The following is a 17,659-nucleotide window of genomic DNA, read 5'->3' on the forward strand; positions in this document are numbered from 1 at the left end:
GACTGCTATCGCCAGCCCAGCAAGAAACGTCCGAACCTGCATTTGCCTCTCTCCTGTCTTCGCCTAGGTCACGGCGCTGTTGGCCGCGCTCAGTACCGCGCGCACCGAGGCAGTGGCGACGTCCTCGTCGATCCCGCAGCCCCAGATGGTGCGACCATCGGGCGTCCGGCATTCGAGATAGGCCGCCGCATTGGCGTCGGTGCCGGCACCGAGCGCATGCTCGGTATAATCCACCACCTCCAGCTGCACGTCGAATGCATCGCGCAGGGTCGCCATCACGCTGGAGATCAGGCCGTTGCCGCGGCCGCTGACGCTCCGCTCTTCGCCGTCCACCGCGATCGTGCCGGTGAACAGGCGCGTCCCGTCGCTGGCGCGACTTTCCTCGTAGCTGACGAGCTGGAAGCGCTTGTCGGGCGTCTGCACATGGTAGGCGCTGCGGAAGGTCTGCCAGATGTCTTGGGCATTGAGCTCGCGCCCGAGTTTGTCGGCCATGGCCTGCACGTGGGGCGAGAAGTCGGCCTGCATCTTCTTGGGCAATCTGAGGCCTTGGTCCTGCTCGAGCACCCAGGCGAAGCCGCCTTTGCCGCTTTGCGAGTTGACGCGGATGACGGCTTCGTAAGTGCGACCCAGGTCGGCCGGATCGATCGGCAGGTAGGGCACGCGCCAGCGCTCGTCGTTCTGTCGCTCGTGCGCGGCGAAGCCTTTCTTGATTGCGTCCTGGTGGCTGCCCGAAAAAGCGGTGTAGACCAGCTCGCCGCCATAGGGATGACGCTGGTGGACGGGGAGCTGGTTGCAGTACTCGACCGTCTCGATCACGCGGTCGATGTCTGAAAAGTCGAGCTCCGGATCGAGGCCCTGTGTGTACATGTTGAGCGCCATGGTCACGAGGCAGCAATTGCCCGTGCGCTCGCCATTGCCGAACAGGCAGCCTTCGACCCTGTCTGCGCCCGCCATCAGGCCGAGTTCGGCTGCCGCCACGCCCGTGCCGCGATCGTTGTGCGTATGCAGGCTGATCACCGCGCTCTCGCGGTTCGGCAGATGCTTGCAGAAATACTCGATCTGGTCGGCGTAGATGTTGGGCGTTGCCGCCTCTACCGTGGCAGGCAGGTTGAGGATGATCGGCCTGTCCGGGGTGGGCTGGAGAACTTCCATCACTGCCGCGCAGATTTCGATGCTGAAATCGATCTCGGCGGTGGAGAAAGTCTCAGGTGAATATTCGAACTGCCAATCGGTGTCGGGCCGCTTGTCTGCTTCGTCTGCAAGCACCTGTGCGCCTTTCACAGCAACGCCGATCACTTCTTCGGTCGTCATACCGAACACGATCTCGCGCCATGCTGGGCTGACTGCGTTGTAGAGATGGACGATCGCCGCACGCGCGCCTGCCAGACTTTCGAAGCTGGTGCGGATCAGCTCTTCGCGGCTCTGCGTGAGCACTTGTACGGTCACATCATCGGGGATGCGTCCCGAGCGCACCAATCCCTGGATGAAATCGAACTCGGTTGCCCCTGCGCTGGGAAAGCCGACTTCGATTTCCTTAATCCCTACCTCCACCAGCAGGTCGAAAAAGCGGTTCTTCTTCACTGCATCCATGGGATCGATGATGGACTGATTGCCGTCGCGCAGATCGGTGCTGAGCCAGCGCGGCGGGGCGGTTATAGTCCGGCTCGGCCATTGCCGGTCGGGCAGGTCGATTTGCGGAAAGGCCGCATATTTTCGCGCGGGGTCGCGCAACATATTGCGCATTCTTGGCTCGGGCTGGGTCATGATTTCCGGTGTGTCGGTCGTCTGGTCGAAGGTGGCGGATACCCTTGGGCGCGTGGCGCGCCGTTACCGCACGCCGGATGTCACGCCCAAGGGCGTGTAAGTCGAATTAGCAGGCCGCGCTTCGTTACCATGCGCGCTGTATGCTGGCATCGACGGGGGTTGTAAACCCATTCCCGCACAGGCATCGCGGGCAATAATCGTTCACGACAGCAAGGACAGCCATGCCTGAAACTCCCGACGCTTCCCATTCGCTCTACGAAACGATGGGGCTGGTCCGCATCATCGCAATCGATCCGGAAGGCCGTGCCAGCCTCGAATACGAGGCCAAGCCCGAGCAGTGTCACTCCGGCGGGGTGGTGCAGGGCGGTTTCATCAGTGGCTGGATCGACGCAGCGATGGCGCATGCGGCGATGGCGAAGAACGGCGAAGGCATCGTGCCGATGACCTTGGAATTGAAGGTCAGCTATTTCGCGCCGACCCGCCCGGGTCCTGTGATCGCCGAGGCGTGGGTCGAGCGGCACGGGAAGCGCACGAGTTTCTACGAGGGGCACCTGACCGACAAGGATGGCACGGTCCTCGCCAAGGCGACCAGTACGATCCTTCGCGCCGATGTCGGCCGGGTCATGGCGGCTTCCAGGAAAGCGACCGGCGACGGCGCATGAGCGAGATCAGGCCCTTCGTTCTCGACGTTCCCAAGGCTGATCTGGATCGGCTGCATCGCAAGCTCGACGATACGCGCTGGCCGGAGAAGGAGCCGGTCGACGACTGGTCGCAAGGAACACCGCTCGCTGCACTGCAGGATCTCGCCGCCTATTGGCGCGACGGCTACGACTGGCGCGCCGGCGAAGCGAAGCTCAATGCGTTGGGCCAGTTTATCACGGAGATCGACGGCCTCGATATCCATTTCCTGCATGTCCGGTCGAAGTGCGACGATGCACTGCCGCTGATCCTGACCCATGGCTGGCCCGGCTCGGTGCGCGAATTCTTCGACGTCATCCCGCTGCTGACCGAGCCGCAGGACGGAATGGCTTTCCATGTCGTCGCTCCGTCGCTGCCGGGTTTCGGGTTTTCCGGCAAGCCGAGGAACACAGGCTGGGGCGTCGACAAGATCGCCACGGCATGGGCCACGCTGATGCAGCGGCTCGGCTACACCGAGTGGGTCGCGCAAGGGGGCGATTGGGGCTCCGCCGTGACGACCGCCATCGGCGCGCAAGCACCTGAGGGTTGCAAGGGCATCCACGTCAACATGCCGATCGGACGACCGGGGCCGGACGACATGGCCAATCCGGGACCGGACGAGCTCAAGGCGTTGAAAGCGCTCAAGTTCTACCAGGACTGGGACTCGGGATATTCCAAGCAACAGAGCACCCGCCCGCAGACGATCGGATACAGCCTCGTCGATTCCCCGGTGGGTCTCGCTGGGTGGATTTTCGAGAAGATGTTCTTCTGGACCGACAACGGCGGCTCGCCCTTCGACACGTTGAGCATGGACGCGATCCTCGACAACATCATGCTTTACTGGCTCCCCGAGACCGGAGCCTCGGCGGCGCGGCTTTATTGGGAGAGCTTCGCCAGGTTCGGCGAGGGGACGGTGGCGATACCCGCCGGGGTGAGCGCCTTTCCGAAAGAAATCATCCCCGCGCCCCGCAAGTGGGCGGAGCGTCGCTACGCCGACCTCGTCTACTGGAATGAATGCGAAAAGGGCGGACACTTCGCCGCGTGGGAGCAGCCGGAGCTGTTCGCCGCCGAGTTGCGCGCCTGTTTTTCACTCATGCGATAGCCAAGGCGCGAGCTTCCTGTAACCTGAGCCGCATCACTTGCGAACCACCGGTCAGACGCTGGCGAGGCGCTTGCGTCGAGACTTGAAAGGTCGTGACGATGCAAACTCTCTCCTCATCCATCCGATCGATCTTCGATCACGTCCTGCTCGTCTCGGGAGGCAGCCTAGGACACGAGGCGCAAGCTTCACGCCGCAGCGACGATGTCCTGCCGCGCGGCGACCCCTTCCGCCCGGCGGCATCTCACCGCAATTTCTGCACCTGAAAGAGCAGGCCATGACCCCGTCCAAACGAACTCTCATCCTTATCCTCGGCACCGTCGCGACCCTTGGCATGACGCCGATGGCGCAGGCTTTCGAGCCGGTCGGAACGACATCCGGCTTCGCCTCCCGCATCGACCGTGCCGGATTTGCCGAACGCCGCGCGGAAAGGCGGACCGAGCGCCGCGCCGAGAAGCAACGCGCCGAACGCGACGCTGCACGCAATGTCGAAGCCGAAAGGGCTCTGAAGGCGGATAGCCATCCGTCTTCACAGCAGACCCGTGTCGAGGGAAAGGCCGATCCGGAAGGCCGGGATTAACCCCCTCGGCAGGGCGAGTGGGGCCTCCCCATCCTTGCCCGCTCGTCCGGGGCAGTCGGTCTACCCGCCGGCTGCCCCTTTTTCACGAATAGCGCCAGCGCAGGCGGTCCGCGGTGAGTTGATCGACCGAGGTCACGCCCATCAACCGCATCCCGCGCTCGATCTCGTCCTTCAGAATGCCGATGGCGCGCTCGACACCAGGCTGACCTGCGGCCGCGAGCGCATAGAGGTAGAGCCGCCCGCCGCTCGCCGCCGTCGCGCCAGCACTCACAGCTTTCAGCGCATGCGTCCCGCGCCGCACGCCGCCGTCGCAAATGATCTCGATCTCGCCGCCGACTGCCTTGACGATTTCGCCCAATTGGTCGAAGGGCGCGCGGCTGCCGTCGAGCTGCCGCCCACCGTGATTGGAGATCATGATGGCATCGGCCCCGATCTCGACCGCGCGTCGCGCATCGCCCGCACTCATCACCCCTTTCAGGCAGAAGGTACCGCCCCAGTCCTGCCGGATCTTGGCGGCAGTGTCCCAGTTCATCGAGGTATCGAGCATGGTGTTGAAATACTCAGCGATGCTCACAGCCTCGCGGGACCCTTCCGCGACGTGCGTGTCGAGATTGGGCAAGCGAAATCTCTCGCGGAAAAGGTAATCGAGCGTCCAGCGCGGCCGCGTGGCGTAGCTCCACACCGCACTTGGTGAGAACTTGGGCGGAGTGGTGAAGCCGCTTCGCAGGCACCGCTCGCGCTTGCCGGAGACAATGGTGTCGACCGTGAGCGCGAGCGCATCGAACTGCGCGGCCTGACAGCGTTCTATCATCGATTGATTCAGCCCCTTGTCCTTGTGCACATAAAGCTGGAACAGCTTGGGACCCTGGGTGAGCGCAGCAATTTCCTCGATACTCCGCGTCGCCAGGCTGGAGATGCCGAACCACAGCCCGAATTTCTCCGCCGCCTTGGCCACGGCGGTTTCGCCCTGCCAATGGAAGGCGCGCTGCACCGCCGTCGGGCTGAGCAACAGGGGAAGGGCGCTTTCGCGGCCCATGATCGTGCAGGACGTGTCGATCTCGGCCACGCCAGCCAGCACATCGGGTACCAGATCGACATCGTCATAGGCTGCGGTATTGCGGGCCTTGGTCAATTCGTCGTCGGCGGCACCATCGATATAGTCGAAGACCGGCCACGGAAGACGGGTCTTTGCGAGGCGGCGAAAATCCTCGATATTGTGGCAGTCGGAGAGGCGCACGTGTCAGGCTTCGCCCAAAGTGGCGCGCTCTTCAGGCGACACGCGGCGGGGACTGGCAATCGGCTCTTTGGTTTCGGGATCGAACAGCGGGGATTTTTTCCAGTCGCCGCTGATCACGTCGCGTAGCAGGCGCGGAATGAAGCCACGAGCCAATTTGAACATCGAAACGGTTTTCGGGTTCTCGATTGGCGGCTCGGCCTCTTCGGCGAGGAATTGACCCTTCGGCGGACCCAGCACGGCGTCGACGCGGGATTTGTCGCAGCAGGCGGTATTGACGCTGAGAAAAGGCGGCTTGGCCCTCGCGAGGGTGTTGAAGAACGGCGTATTGCAGCACGATGCATACCAGCGCGTTGTGGGTTTGTCGGTCATATGCAGTGTGGAAAGCATGTCTGCGCCGGTATGCAACTCCAGCTTGGCGACGCGTGTCTGGTAAACCGAATTGCCGCCGTGATCGTCGAGAACGTCGCCAGCGCGGCCCAGCACACGGATAAAGTCCCGGCAATCGCTGCAATAGCAGACTAGCCGGTCGCCTTCGTCCGGCCCGACATCGTGCAATGTGCCGGTGACGGTACCGCAGGAGCAGGAAATGGCGAGGTCTTGCGTCATGAACGTACCCTATCGCGCCGGGTTGCAGCACGATAGGGCTTTTCAGGCCAGATGCGCGAGCGTCAGTCCTTCTCGAAGGCGACGCTGATATTGAGTTCGACTTCGCGGCCGATAGCCGGAGCGCCGTAGTCGATGCCCCATTGCGTGCGATCGATCATGGCGCTCGCTTCGAAGCCGACCGTTTCCTTCTTGTTGAACGGATTGGTGCCGGCACCGGTGAAATTCACCAGCATCGTGACCGGGCCGGTGTTGCCGTTCATGGTCAGCATGCCCGAGACGACAGCAGCTGTTTCGGTCGTTTGCCGAACCGATGTGGAGACAAACTTGGCGGGTTCCGGCTCCGGCCCGAAGAAATCGGGAGCCGCACCATCCTTGCCCGGGCGCAGAAGGTGCTCTTTCAGGCCATTACTGGACACCGCAACCGAGGAGATCGGGATGGTGATATCGAACTTGGCATCTTCGATCGCCGCCGGATCAACCTGCATGGTGCCTGTAATTTGGCCGAACAGGCCGAGATAATCATTGAAGCCGAAATGGCTGACGCGCCAGCCGACCTGGGTGTGGGCGGGATCGATCGTATAGCTGCCAGCTTGGACTCGGCTAGCGTCGATAGCGCCCGGGATACCGGCTTCCTGAGCCGAGATCGAGGTGACGGCCAAAGCCGCCGATCCGGCCAGGGCAAGTGCGAAAAGCGGCTTTTTCATGCGAACCTCCGAAAAAAAAATGTCCCGTCCCGGCATCAACCGGGCGGGACAGGGGTGGTTCCGATCTGGCGCTTAAGGACGCGCTAGTTCCTGTCCTTGTCGACCAGCTTGTTCTTGCCGATCCACGGCATCATTGCGCGCAGCTTGGCACCGGTCTGTTCGATCGGATGCGCTTCGGCGCGCTTGCGGGCAGCCTTGAGTTCGGGCTGGCCGGCGCGGTTGTCGAGGACGAAGTTCTTCACGAAGCGGCCCGACTGGATATCGCCGAGAACGCGCTTCATTTCGGCCTTGGTCTCATCGGTGATGATGCGCGGGCCGGTGGTGATGTCGCCATACTCGGCGGTGTTGCTGATCGAGTAGCGCATATTGGCGATGCCGCCTTCGTAGAGCAGGTCGACGATCAGCTTGGTCTCGTGCAGGCACTCGAAATAGGCCATCTCCGGTGCATATCCGGCCTCGGTCAGCGTCTCGAAGCCGGCTTGGATCAGGTGCGTGATCCCGCCGCACAGCACGGCCTGCTCGCCGAACAGGTCGGTCTCGCATTCCTCGCGGAAGTTGGTCTCGATAATGCCGCTGCGCCCGCCGCCGACACCGCTGGCATAGGCGAGGGCGATGTCCTTGGCATTGCCGCTCGAATCCTGGTGGACGGCGATGAGGCAGGGCACGCCGCCGCCGCGCTGATACTCGCTGCGGACAGTATGACCAGGACCCTTCGGCGCGATCATGATGACGTCGATCTCGGCGGGTGGTTCGATCAGGCCGAAGTGGATGTTGAGCCCGTGGGCGAAGGCGAGGGCGCTGCCCGGCTTCATGTTGCCCGCAAGGTCATCCGCCCAGATCGCCGCCTGGTGCTCGTCGGGGGCGAGGATCATCAGGATATCGGCCCACTCGGCAGCGTCGGAATTGCTGAGCACCTTGAAGCCAGCATCCTGCGCTTTCTTCGCGCTGGAAGAGCCGTCGCGCAGCGCGATTGCTACCTCTTTGATCCCGCTGTCACGCAGATTCTGTGCATGGGCGTGCCCCTGGCTGCCATAGCCGAGCACGGCGATCTTCTTGTCCGTGATCAGTCCAAGATCGGCATCGGCGTCGTAATAAACTTTCACTGTTCTTCCCTCACGTCATCCCAGCGAAAGCCGGGATCTGGTTATCCTCGGTCGCGCCTTGCAACGCGAGATCCCAGCTTTCGCTGGGATGACGAAACTTCTCAAAGCGCCTCCGCCCCGCGCATCATGCCGACGATCCCGGTCCGGCCGACTTCGACAAGGCCGAGTTCGCGCATCAGGGCGATGAAGCTGTCGACCTTGTCCGGCGGGCCGGTGATCTCGAAAATAAAGCTCTCGGTCGTCGTGTCGACGGGCCGCGCGCGGAAAATGTCGGCCAGGCGCAGTGCTTCGACGCGTTTCTCGCCGGTGCCGGAGACTTTTACCAACGCCAGCTCGCGTTCGACATGCGGGCCGGCTTCGGACAGGTCGACGACGCGATGAACCGGCACCAAGCGCTCAAGCTGCGCCTGGATTTGGTCGATCACTTCGGGCGGTCCATTGGTGACTACCGTAATTCGGCTGATGGCGTGGTCTTCAGTGATGTCCGCGACTGTCAGGCTGTCGATATTGTAGCCGCGCGCAGTGAACAGCCCGGTAATTTTGGCGAGGATACCCGGCTCATTATCGACGGTGACGGCGAGCACATGGCGCTCGGCCTCTTTCGCTGTGATCTTCATGGTGGCTGCCCTTTACACCAAAGCCTTGGCTTCGTCGTCCATCGTGCCTTCGACCTGGTCGCCATAAAGCAGCATGTCGGTATGCGCAGCCCCGCTCGGGATCATCGGGAAGCAATTGGCTTCCTTCGAGACCAGGCAATCGACGATCACCGGCCCATCGGCATCGAGCATGGCCTGGATGCCGGCATCCAGACCAGCTTTGTCCTCGATGCGAATGCCGGTCCAGCCATAGCTTTCGGCCAGCTTCACGAAATCGGGCAGGCTGTCGGAGTAGGAATTCGAATAGCGGCTTTCGTAGGTCAGTTCCTGCCACTGGCGGACCATGCCCATATACTCATTGTTGAGAATGAAGATCTTGACCGGCAGGCGATACTGGCTGGCGGTGCCGAGCTCCTGAATGTTCATCTGGATCGACGCCTCGCCCGCAATATCGATCACGAGGCTGTCCGGATTGCCCAGCTGTGCGCCGATCGCCGCGGGCAGGCCATAGCCCATCGTGCCGAGGCCACCGCTTGTCAGCCATTTGTTCGGCCCAAAGAAACGGAAGTATTGCGCCGCCCACATCTGGTGCTGGCCGACTTCGGTGGTGATGATCGGGTCGCGATCCTTCGTCAGTTCGAACAGCCGCTCGACCGCTTTTTGCGGCATGATCTCGTCATCGCGCTCCGGATAGGCGAGGCATTCACGCGCGCGCCACCCGGCGATGCGGGCCTTCCATTCGCCCAGGTCCTGCGTTTTGCGGTCGCCCCAGGCGGCAATCATCTGTTCCAGCACAGTCCCGCAATCGCCGACGATGCCGAGGTCGACGGGCACCACCTTGTTAATGTTGGCGCGGTCGATATCGATGTGAATCTTCTTGGCCTGGGGCGCGAAAGCATCGAGCCTGCCGGTCACACGATCGTCGAACCGCGCACCGACAGCCACGATCAGGTCGGCGCGGTTCATCGCCATGTTGGCCTCGAACGTGCCGTGCATACCCAGCATACCGAGCCAGTCGGGATGGTCGGCGGGAAAGGCGCCGAGACCCATCAGGGTCGAAGTCAAAGGTGCATTGGTGAGCGATTGCAATTGGCGCAGCGCTTCGCTCGCCTTCGGCCCTGAATTGATGACGCCGCCGCCGGTGTAGAAAACAGGGCGCTCCGCCGTTGCGAGCATCTCGACCGCTTCGAGGATCTCGTCAGGAGCAGCAACCGTGCGTGGCTGGTAGCGCGACGAGGCGAGCGGTGCCCTTTCTGCACTGTCGCCATCCGCCATGGCGATCTGAACGTCCTTGGGGATGTCGACCAGAACCGGGCCGGGCCGCCCCGTCGTCGCGATACGGAAGGCTTCGCGCAGAACAGGTCCGAGCTGGTCCGGGTCCTTCACCAGATAATTGTGCTTGGTGCAGTGCCGCGTGATGCCGACCGTGTCTGCCTCCTGGAACGCGTCGGTCCCGATCAGCGGAGTGGGGACCTGTCCCGTGATGACCACCAGCGGGATCGAATCCATATAAGCGTCCGCGATACCGGTGACCGCATTGGTCGCGCCCGGGCCGCTGGTGACGAGGACGACGCCGGGCTTCCCGGTGCTGCGGGCATAGCCTTCCGCCGCGTGCGCCGCGCCCGCTTCGTGCCGGACGAGGATATGGCGGACGCGCTCGTCCCCGAACAATTCGTCGTAGATCGGGAGCACGGCACCGCCGGGATAGCCGAAGACGAATTCCACGCCCTCGCGCACGAGGCAGTCGACGAGGATCGCCGCGCCACTGCTTTCGGGGGAGGGGGTGGTCATTGTCTGTCTCCGTCAGAGCGTCGTATCTAAAAGCAGGGCCCGGCGTTCGAATGAGAACGTCGGGCCCAAGGGGTTTGTCCAAGGCCCTGTTACGAGTCTCAATATGTCCTGTCAAACTCTAATATTGAAATAATCCATCAAAAACACGCTCCAGCTTGAAATCGAAAGTTTCGATGCGAGGCCAGTCCGGCGGTGGCTGATGCCGGAACCAGGTATACTGCCGCTTGGCATAATTGCGCGTCGCTTGCTGGCCAGAAGCGATCATTTGGGGCCGGTCAATCTCGCCTTTCAACCAGGCCGCGATTTCGCGCACGCCGATAGCGCGCATCACTGGCAGGGACGGATCGAGATCGCGTGCGAGCAGAGTCTCAACCTCGCTGGCAGCGCCACGATCCAGCATAAGCTCGAATCGGCGGTCGCAGCGCGCATAGAGCCACTTCCGATCCGGGAGCATGATCAGGGGGTGGAGCGCGACGCGATCGCCGATGCCCCCTTTCTTGTGCTGCTGCCAGTTACTCAGCGTCCGGCCGGTGGATCGCACGACTTCGAGCGCGCGCGCCGTCCGTGCGGCATCGGCGGGGGCGAGCCGCTTGGAGGCATCGGGGTCCTCGCGTTCGAGCGCCGCGCGCGCTTCATCCTGCGGCAACGCTCGAATCGCCTCGCGAATGGCGGCATCGATCGGCGGGATCGGGGCGATACCTTCCAGCAGCGTGCGCAAATACAATCCGGTTCCGCCAACAAGGATCGGCACTGCACCTGTGAAGTGCGCCTTGGAAATCTCTTCCTTCGCACGCGAAGCCCATTCGGCCGCAGAGCAGGCTTCGGCTCCGTCCCATTCCCCGAAAAGTTCGTGCGGGACACCGCGCATTTCATCTTCGCTGGGCCGCGCGCTCAGGACGCGCAGATCGGCATAGACCTGTGCGCTGTCGGCGTTGATCACGACAGCGTCGCGCCCGTGCTTTTTCAGCGCCAGCGCCAGCCGCACCGCGACATCGCTCTTGCCGCTGGCGGTCGGCCCTGCAATGAGCGCCACCGGCGGTTTTTCGCCCCAATCTTCCGGAGTTTGCCCCATGCTCATCGTCCGCCTGATAGCAGACCCCGCCGGGTTGGAAACGCGGATCAAGAACCTCCGCGCGGCGTGGGATGACAAGGGCTGGTCGTCGCGCATCGAGAGGGACGCAGGCGCCATGGTCGAGCTGCGCGTTTCGAGTTGGGACGTTGCAGAAGTGCGCGTGACTATCGACGAGCGCATCGGGCCGAGCGATGGCCTCGTAACGGCAATCCCCCCTGTCACCCCGCGTCTCTTCATCTCCGACATGGATTCCACCATGATCGGGCAGGAATGCATCGACGAACTGGCCGACTATGCGGGGATCAAGCCGCAAATTGCCGCCATCACCGAACGCGCGATGCAGGGCGAGCTCGATTTCGAAGCCGCACTACGTGAGCGGGTCGGGTTGCTCTGTGGGCTGGAAGAAGGTGCGATTGCGCAGTGCCTTCATGAGCGCATTACGCCCAACCGCGGCGCGCGTATCGTGGTCGAAACGCTCAAGGCGAAGGGATGCAAAACAGTGCTCGTCACCGGCGGATTCCATCACTTCGCCGATCCGGTCGCGGCGCAGATCGGCTTCGAGCGCGTGGTCGGCAACCGTCTTGAGGTTTCAGACGGAAAGTTGACCGGTGGCCTCGACGGACCGGTCGTCGACAGCTCGGTAAAGCAATCGGTGCTCGAGGAAGAGATGCAAGCTCTCGGCGCTCGCGCGACCAGCCTCGCGGCGGGCGACGGGGCCAATGACATTCCGATGCTGGACGCGGCCGATATCGGCGTTGCCTATCGCGCCAAGCCGAAAGCGCGCGCATCGGCAAACTGCTGGATCGATCGGGGAGACCTGACATCGATCCTCATACTTCTGGGTATCGCCACAGAAGACTGGGCGGAAACCTAAACGCGAATGCCTGTTTCATCCTATATTGACACTCGTGTCAGTAGTAGCGAAGGGGAACTCCCACCCCATGAAGACGATGATGAAACAGACTCCTTCCCCCGCAACGCCCAATGCCGCGATTGAAAGCGCGCCGGACGGCACGATTTTCCGCCATCCGGATCGGCCCATGCCGAAACGCGATATTCGCGCTGCATTTCACCATTTTCGTGAGTTGCTGAAGGACAAGGAAGACACGACGCATGTCTTCAAGATCTTCGAAGCTTTGCCATCGAAGCGGTTCGTGCCTTTCGCCCGAGCGTTTGCGCTGAGCGAAAAGGGCGCAGCAATCCGCGCGCGTGAACCCTACCTGCCGACCGTGCTCGACGATCATGCTATGCTCCGCAAGATGCCGATGGGCAGCGTCGCGCATGCCTATTGCGACTTCATGGAAAGCGAAGGCCTGACCGCTGCGGGGCTGGTGGCCGAGGCCGACAAGACATGGCCTGATCGCCCCAAATATGGCGACCTGATCGAATGGTATGCCTGGCGTCGCCGCGATACGCACGACCTGTTGCACGTGCTCACGGGCTATGGCCGCGATGCGCTGGGCGAACAATGTGTGCTTGCCTTCACTTATGGCCAGAACGGCGGCTTCGCGCATCTCTTCATCGCCTATCTCGGCGCGCTCAATACGAAGAAGGCTGTGCGGTCGCCCGCGCCGGTGTTTCGCGCCGTCCGGCAGGCGCACAGGATGGGCAAGGGTGCGCCGCGCATTTGTGAAATGTCAATCCTCGACCTGTTGGCGATGCCGCTCAGCGAAGCGCAGGCCATGCTCGGCGTCGGCGATCCGACATACTACGAGCAATGTCACGCGGCGTGGCGTGGGCAGGGCATCGACCCCTACGACCTGCTGGGCCAGCAAGCCGCCACTGCATCGGCTTAGAGCCAGCTGGCAATCTGGCTGAGCGGCTTCTTCCTGATCGCATGGATGGGCACAGTGGCACCTTCCGCAGGCAGCCCTGCCACGACGATCATCAACGGCTTTTCGTGTTCGGGCCTGCCGCATAGCTCGCGCAGGAAACCCATGGGGGAGGGCGTGTGCGTTAGCGTGGCCACGCCTGCTTCGTGCAAGGTAGCAATCAGCATTCCGCAGGCGATGCCGACGCTTTCGTTGACGTAATAATTTTGCGTTTTACCGTCTTCCTCGATGCCGCCCTTCCGCTGGGCGAAGACGACGATCAGCCACGGCGCAGTCTCCAGGAAAGGCTTGTCCGGGTCGGTGCCGATCGGGGCGAGGGCTTCGAGCCACTCTTCGCTCGCCTTCGGCTTGTCGCCGTCCACGCCGTAGAAGCGGCGCTCTTCCTCTTCGGCGGCCTCGCGGATCGCCTTCTTCTTGTCCGGCGACGAGACGACGGCGAAATGCCACGGCTGATGGTTGGCGCCGTTGGGCGCGCTTCCAGCGGCGAGGATCGCCTGTTCGATCACTTCGCGCGGGACGGGCGCGTCGGAGAAATAACGACAGGTCCTTCGCCCTGCGAGCTTTTCCCTCATGGCAGTAGCCTTGATTAGGCGTTCTGCATCGGACAGCGGCGGGAGCGCATACGGAACGGTTTCGTGCGGCATCGTACAATAGCTATCGGAGGTTTCAGCTCTGATGAAAACCCTCTTCGCTGCACGGTATTGACATGAATGTAAGTAGAGCGCATTTTCCTCGCAGGAGATAGAGGATGGCCCTGACAGATCGCCCGCTCGTGCACCCCGACCGCCAGACGATCGGGTTCAAACCGCTCAAGGTGTGGCACCATTTCCGCAAGCTCGTGGCCGACAAGGAAGATACTGCGCAGGTCTTCCACATCATCGAAGCCACCAAGAGCAAGAAGAGCCACCGGCAAGCGTGGGATTTCGTCCAGTCGGAGGAGGGGCAGCGGCTCCTGTCGGAAGGCGTCGACATTCCCACCGTGCTCGACGATCACGAACGCTGGACTGATTGCGGTCCGGACACCGTCGCGCAGCACTACATCCGTTTCATGAAGCGCGAAGGGCTGTCCGCTGCGGGACTGGTCGCAGAATCGCATCGCTGGTTGCCGCCGGAAAAACGCCTGCCCGACCTCACCGAATGGTATTTCGAGCGGCTCCGCGACACGCACGACCTGTTCCATGTCCTGACCGGTTATGGCCGCGATGCGCTGGGCGAACAGGCGCTGCTGGGTTTCAGTTACGAGCAGAACCACAATCCCGGCATCCTCTTCATCGCCTATGCCGGCGCGCGCGAAATCAAAAAGGCGACCGGCACCAAAGCCCCGCTCTATGCTGTGGTGAAGGAAGGCCGCCAACTAGGCCGCGCGGCGCAGAAGCTGGCGCATATGGATGTCGAGCGGGTGATGCGCGAAAACCTGGATGCAGCGCGCGCACGCCTCGGCATCGGCAAACCGGTGATCTACCGCGAGTGCTTGAAAATCCTCGAAGCCGAAGGGCACACCGAAGAGCAATTGCTCGCGCCGCAGGCGGCTTAGCGCAGATCCTTGCGGATCACGAGTTTGAGGCCCGACCAGGTCTCGTCCACGGCACACACCTTGGTATCGACCAGCCCGAGCGGCAGCGCAATCTCGCGGATCGTATCTTCGGTCACGCCGGTTTCCACCTTCGATGCCTGCTTGGGCCAGCTCACCCAGATCTGACCGTCGCTGGCGATCTGATCGCGCAAGGTGGGTAGACGGTCCTCCAGTTCGGCGCGCTGAGTCGCGAAGAGGTGCACCGCATCGACGCCGTCCGAGGGATTGGCGACGAAGGTCAGCTCGAGCGCGTATTCGTCGATCTCGTCGATCACGCTTTCGGGCATGTTCTCGAACCAGCAACGATGCCCGTCGCGCAGGTTGAGCTTCTTTGCGAGCGGCGTGCTGGAATAGCCCGATGTCATCTGCTCCACTCCTGCATACCGCAATCCCCCCAGTCGACCGCCAAGTGCAACAGCGCGCCTAGGGCAAAGGCACGCACCCACCATTTCGGCACCAGCAATAACACAGCGTAGATCGCGGCCGCATAGATCGTGTGCAGTGGATGAAACCCGATGCTGCACCGGCCCGGATCGAAAATCGGGTCGGCGAGCAGATGATCGAGGTCGATCAGGTTGGCGGCAAGAATGACCAGTCCGGTCGATTTCCATCGCTCCCGCCGGATCAGCCAGGCGATAGCAAACGGAGCCAGCACGTGTCCGCCATAGTGGAGGAGGGGCTGGAGGATTATCACAATTACCGCACTCCCGCGAAGGCGGGAGCCTCAGTCGATTTAGCACGAGAGTGCCTGAGGTCCCCACCTTCGCAGGGACGCGCGATGATCAAACTTCCATCCACTCGCGGAAGAAGCTCGCATGGGCTTCGCGCAGATCGGCAAGTGAGACGCCCAACAGGCCATCGCCGCCGACGGTGCCGATGCGCCGGAAACCTATCTGTGCTGTTTCCGCGTTCTCGGTGCCCTTCGACAGCGCTTCGTTAAGCGCTTCGGTATCGGGCACGGTCACGACATAGCGGCCCTGGTCTTCGCCGAACCACCACTGCGCCGCGGTGTATTCGGAGTTTTGCTCGACATCGGCTCCTGTGCCGCCAGACAATGCCATTTCCGCCAGCGCCACCGCCAAGCCGCCGTCGGACACGTCATGCACCGCGTTGACCAAGCCATCGTCGATCAGTTCGTGGATAATCTTGCCCGCGTTGCGCTCGACCACGAGGTCGGTCGGCGGAGTACGGCCTTCGTCGCGGCCATGGACGACATCGAGCCACAGCGACTTGCCGAGATGCGACCGGGTCGGATCGGGCGTGGCCCAGAATTCGGGGCCTACTAGGTAGATCGTATCGCCAGCGTTCTTGAAGCCCATCGTCATCATGCGTTCGTAATCGTCGATGATGCCGACCCCGCCGATGGCAGGGGTGGGCAGGATCGCCGAGCCGCCGCCGGTGGCCTTGCTCTCGTTGTAGAGACTGACGTTGCCGCTCACGATGGGAAAATCGAGCATGCGGCAGGCATCGCCCATGCCGCGCAGGGCCTCGACGAGCTGCGTCATGATTTCCGGGCGCTGGGGGTTGGCGAAGTTCAGGCAGTTGGTAACCGCCAGCGGCCGCGCACCGACAGCACACAAATTGCGATAGGCTTCGGCGATAGCCTGTTTGCCACCCTCGTAAGGATCGGCATAGCAATAGCGCGGAGTGCAGTCGGTACTGATGGCGAGAGCCTTCTTCGTCCCATGCACACGCACCACACCAGCATCGCCGCCGGTCTGCAGCGTATCGGCCCCGACCTGGCTGTCATACTGCTCGGCGATCCAGGCGCGCGAGGCGAGGTTGGGGGAGGCCATCAGCTTGAGCAGGTCCGCCCCCGGATCGGCGCTGTCGGGAGCATCGGTGATCGGTGCGATCTTGGCCCAGGCCTTGTATTCCTCGAGGCTGATGGTCGGGCGATCGTAGAGCGGAGCCTCGTCGGCCAGCGGGCCGAGCGGGATGTCGCACACAACCTCGCCGCCGAACTCCAGCACCATGCGCTGGGTATCGGTGACTTCGCCGATGACCGCGAAATCGAGCTCCCATTTCTTGAAGATTTCGGCGGCCATCTCCTCTTTTCCGGGCTTGAGCACCATGAGCATGCGCTCCTGGCTCTCGCTCAGCATCATTTCGTACGGCGTCATGCCTTCTTCCCGGCACGGCACCTTGTCCATATCGAGCCGGATGCCGGTTTTGCCATTGGTCGCCATTTCGACGCTGGAAGAGGTCAGGCCCGCCGCGCCCATGTCCTGGATCGCGACGATGGCATCGGTCGCCATCAGTTCGAGGCAGGCTTCGATCAGCAGCTTTTCGGTGAACGGGTCGCCAACCTGCACCGTGGGGCGCTTGGCATCGCTGTCTTCCTCGAAATCGGTCGAAGCCATGGTCGCGCCATGGATGCCGTCGCGCCCGGTCTTGGAGCCGACATAGACGATCGGATTGCCGACGCCCGTCGCAGCCGAGTAGAATATCTTGTCGGTATCGGCGACGCCCACGGTCATCGCGTTGACCAGGATGTTGCCGTCATAGGCCGGGTGGAAATTTGTTTCGCCGCAGACGGTCGGCACGCCGACGCAATTGCCGTAGCCGCCGATCCCCGCGACCACGCCCTGCACCAAGTGCTTCATCTTCGGGTGCTCAGGCCGCCCGAAGCGCAGCGCGTTGGCGTTCGCCACCGGCCGCGCGCCCATGGTGAAGACATCGCGCAGGATCCCGCCGACACCCGTTGCCGCGCCTTGATAGGGTTCGATGTAGCTGGGGTGGTTGTGACTCTCCATCTTGAAGATGGCTGCATGACCATCGCCGATATCGATCACGCCGGCATTCTCGCCCGGGCCGCAGATCACCCACGGTGCCTCGGTCGGGAGCTTCTTCAGGTGCAGGCGCGAGGACTTGTAGGAGCAATGCTCGCTCCACATGACCGAAAAGATACCGAGCTCGACAAGGTTGGGTTCGCGCCCCAGCGCCTTGAGGATGACATCGTATTCTTCGGACGAGAGGCCGTGCGACTCGACCACTTCTGGCGTGATTTCAGACATGGCAGCG

At 62.6% G+C, this 17,659-nt stretch carries 18 protein-coding genes; 6 read left to right on the forward strand and 12 right to left on the reverse strand.

The window, feature by feature from the left end; translation table 11 throughout:
- Positions 1 to 63: 63 nt before the first annotated feature.
- Positions 64 to 1,734, reverse strand: coding sequence for a 2-isopropylmalate synthase (gene leuA, locus EL2594_RS05415; RefSeq protein ID WP_041685110.1), 1,671 nt, complete (start codon positions 1,732 to 1,734; stop codon positions 64 to 66).
- A 251-nt stretch (positions 1,735 to 1,985) separates the two neighbouring features.
- Here leuA and EL2594_RS05420 point away from each other — a divergent pair, with 251 nt between their 5' ends.
- From EL2594_RS05420 to EL2594_RS05430, 3 genes are all read left to right on the forward strand, one after another.
- Positions 1,986 to 2,426, forward strand: coding sequence for a PaaI family thioesterase (locus tag EL2594_RS05420; protein ID WP_011414023.1), 441 nt, complete (start codon positions 1,986 to 1,988; stop codon positions 2,424 to 2,426).
- On the forward strand, positions 2,423 to 3,544 hold the full coding sequence (locus tag EL2594_RS05425) for an epoxide hydrolase family protein (protein ID WP_011414024.1): 1,122 nt from the start codon (positions 2,423 to 2,425) through the stop codon (positions 3,542 to 3,544). The genes EL2594_RS05420 and EL2594_RS05425 overlap by 4 nt, the downstream gene beginning before the upstream one ends.
- A 274-nt stretch (positions 3,545 to 3,818) precedes the next feature.
- On the forward strand, positions 3,819 to 4,121 hold the full coding sequence (locus EL2594_RS05430; protein WP_011414025.1) for a hypothetical protein: 303 nt from the start codon (positions 3,819 to 3,821) through the stop codon (positions 4,119 to 4,121).
- Positions 4,122 to 4,203: 82 nt separating this feature from the next.
- Here the strand turns inward: EL2594_RS05430 and EL2594_RS05435 are convergent, their stop codons facing one another.
- The 7 genes from EL2594_RS05435 to miaA form a co-directional block, all read right to left on the reverse strand.
- Entirely contained in the window at positions 4,204 to 5,358 is a 1,155-nt protein-coding gene (locus EL2594_RS05435; RefSeq protein ID WP_011414026.1) for an alpha-hydroxy acid oxidase, read from the reverse strand.
- Between the two features lie 3 nt (positions 5,359 to 5,361).
- On the reverse strand, positions 5,362 to 5,964 hold the full coding sequence (locus tag EL2594_RS05440; RefSeq protein ID WP_011414027.1) for a DUF6151 family protein: 603 nt from the start codon (positions 5,962 to 5,964) through the stop codon (positions 5,362 to 5,364).
- 62 nt (positions 5,965 to 6,026) lie between these two features.
- The gene (locus EL2594_RS05445; protein ID WP_041685113.1) at positions 6,027 to 6,668 is read right to left on the reverse strand and encodes a YceI family protein; all 642 of its coding nucleotides are present in this window, start codon (positions 6,666 to 6,668) and stop codon (positions 6,027 to 6,029) included.
- A gap of 83 nt (positions 6,669 to 6,751) precedes the next feature.
- Positions 6,752 to 7,771 (reverse strand): ketol-acid reductoisomerase, encoded by a 1,020-nt coding sequence (gene ilvC, locus EL2594_RS05450; protein ID WP_011414029.1) that lies wholly within the window; start codon positions 7,769 to 7,771, stop codon positions 6,752 to 6,754.
- A gap of 101 nt (positions 7,772 to 7,872) precedes the next feature.
- Entirely contained in the window at positions 7,873 to 8,388 is a 516-nt protein-coding gene (gene ilvN / locus EL2594_RS05455) for an acetolactate synthase small subunit (RefSeq protein ID WP_011414030.1), read from the reverse strand.
- Between the two features lie 12 nt (positions 8,389 to 8,400).
- Entirely contained in the window at positions 8,401 to 10,158 is a 1,758-nt protein-coding gene (gene ilvB, locus EL2594_RS05460; RefSeq protein ID WP_011414031.1) for a biosynthetic-type acetolactate synthase large subunit, read from the reverse strand.
- A gap of 118 nt (positions 10,159 to 10,276) precedes the next feature.
- Positions 10,277 to 11,236: a tRNA (adenosine(37)-N6)-dimethylallyltransferase MiaA gene (gene miaA / locus EL2594_RS05465; RefSeq protein ID WP_041685115.1), complete on the reverse strand. Its 960-nt coding sequence runs from the start codon at positions 11,234 to 11,236 to the stop codon at positions 10,277 to 10,279.
- Between miaA and serB the strand changes: the two genes are divergently transcribed.
- Both serB and EL2594_RS05475 read left to right on the forward strand, forming a co-directional pair.
- The gene (serB, locus tag EL2594_RS05470) at positions 11,229 to 12,104 is read left to right on the forward strand and encodes a phosphoserine phosphatase SerB (RefSeq protein ID WP_011414033.1); all 876 of its coding nucleotides are present in this window, start codon (positions 11,229 to 11,231) and stop codon (positions 12,102 to 12,104) included. The genes miaA and serB overlap by 8 nt on opposite strands.
- A 79-nt stretch (positions 12,105 to 12,183) precedes the next feature.
- Complete coding sequence (locus tag EL2594_RS05475) at positions 12,184 to 13,026, forward strand: Coq4 family protein (RefSeq protein WP_233994317.1); 843 nt, start codon at positions 12,184 to 12,186, stop codon at positions 13,024 to 13,026.
- Here the strand turns inward: EL2594_RS05475 and EL2594_RS05480 are convergent.
- Positions 13,023 to 13,706 carry a nitroreductase family protein gene (locus tag EL2594_RS05480; protein ID WP_011414035.1) on the reverse strand — a complete coding sequence of 228 codons (684 nt, stop codon included), beginning with the start codon at positions 13,704 to 13,706 and terminating at the stop codon, positions 13,023 to 13,025. The genes EL2594_RS05475 and EL2594_RS05480 overlap by 4 nt on opposite strands.
- A 104-nt stretch (positions 13,707 to 13,810) precedes the next feature.
- On the opposite strand from EL2594_RS05480, the gene EL2594_RS05485 reads away from it, so the two are divergent.
- Positions 13,811 to 14,596 carry a Coq4 family protein gene (locus EL2594_RS05485; RefSeq protein ID WP_011414036.1) on the forward strand — a complete coding sequence of 262 codons (786 nt, stop codon included), beginning with the start codon at positions 13,811 to 13,813 and terminating at the stop codon, positions 14,594 to 14,596.
- Here the strand turns inward: EL2594_RS05485 and EL2594_RS05490 are convergent.
- The 3 genes from EL2594_RS05490 to purL all read right to left on the reverse strand — a co-directional run bounded on the left by EL2594_RS05490 (position 14,593) and on the right by purL (position 17,652).
- A complete protein-coding gene (locus EL2594_RS05490) occupies positions 14,593 to 15,000 on the reverse strand; it encodes a DUF3052 family protein (protein WP_011414037.1) in 408 nt (135 codons plus the stop codon). The two genes, EL2594_RS05485 and EL2594_RS05490, sit on opposite strands and share 4 nt — an antisense overlap.
- Complete coding sequence (locus tag EL2594_RS05495) at positions 14,997 to 15,329, reverse strand: DUF6122 family protein (RefSeq protein ID WP_011414038.1); 333 nt, start codon at positions 15,327 to 15,329, stop codon at positions 14,997 to 14,999. Before EL2594_RS05495 ends, EL2594_RS05490 begins: the two co-directional genes overlap by 4 nt.
- An 88-nt stretch (positions 15,330 to 15,417) precedes the next feature.
- Positions 15,418 to 17,652 carry a phosphoribosylformylglycinamidine synthase subunit PurL gene (gene purL, locus EL2594_RS05500; protein ID WP_011414039.1) on the reverse strand — a complete coding sequence of 745 codons (2,235 nt, stop codon included), beginning with the start codon at positions 17,650 to 17,652 and terminating at the stop codon, positions 15,418 to 15,420.
- Positions 17,653 to 17,659 lie beyond the last annotated feature (7 nt).

The sequence above is a fragment of the Erythrobacter litoralis HTCC2594 genome (assembly GCF_000013005.1).
GTDB lineage: Bacteria > Pseudomonadota > Alphaproteobacteria > Sphingomonadales > Sphingomonadaceae > Parerythrobacter > Parerythrobacter litoralis_A.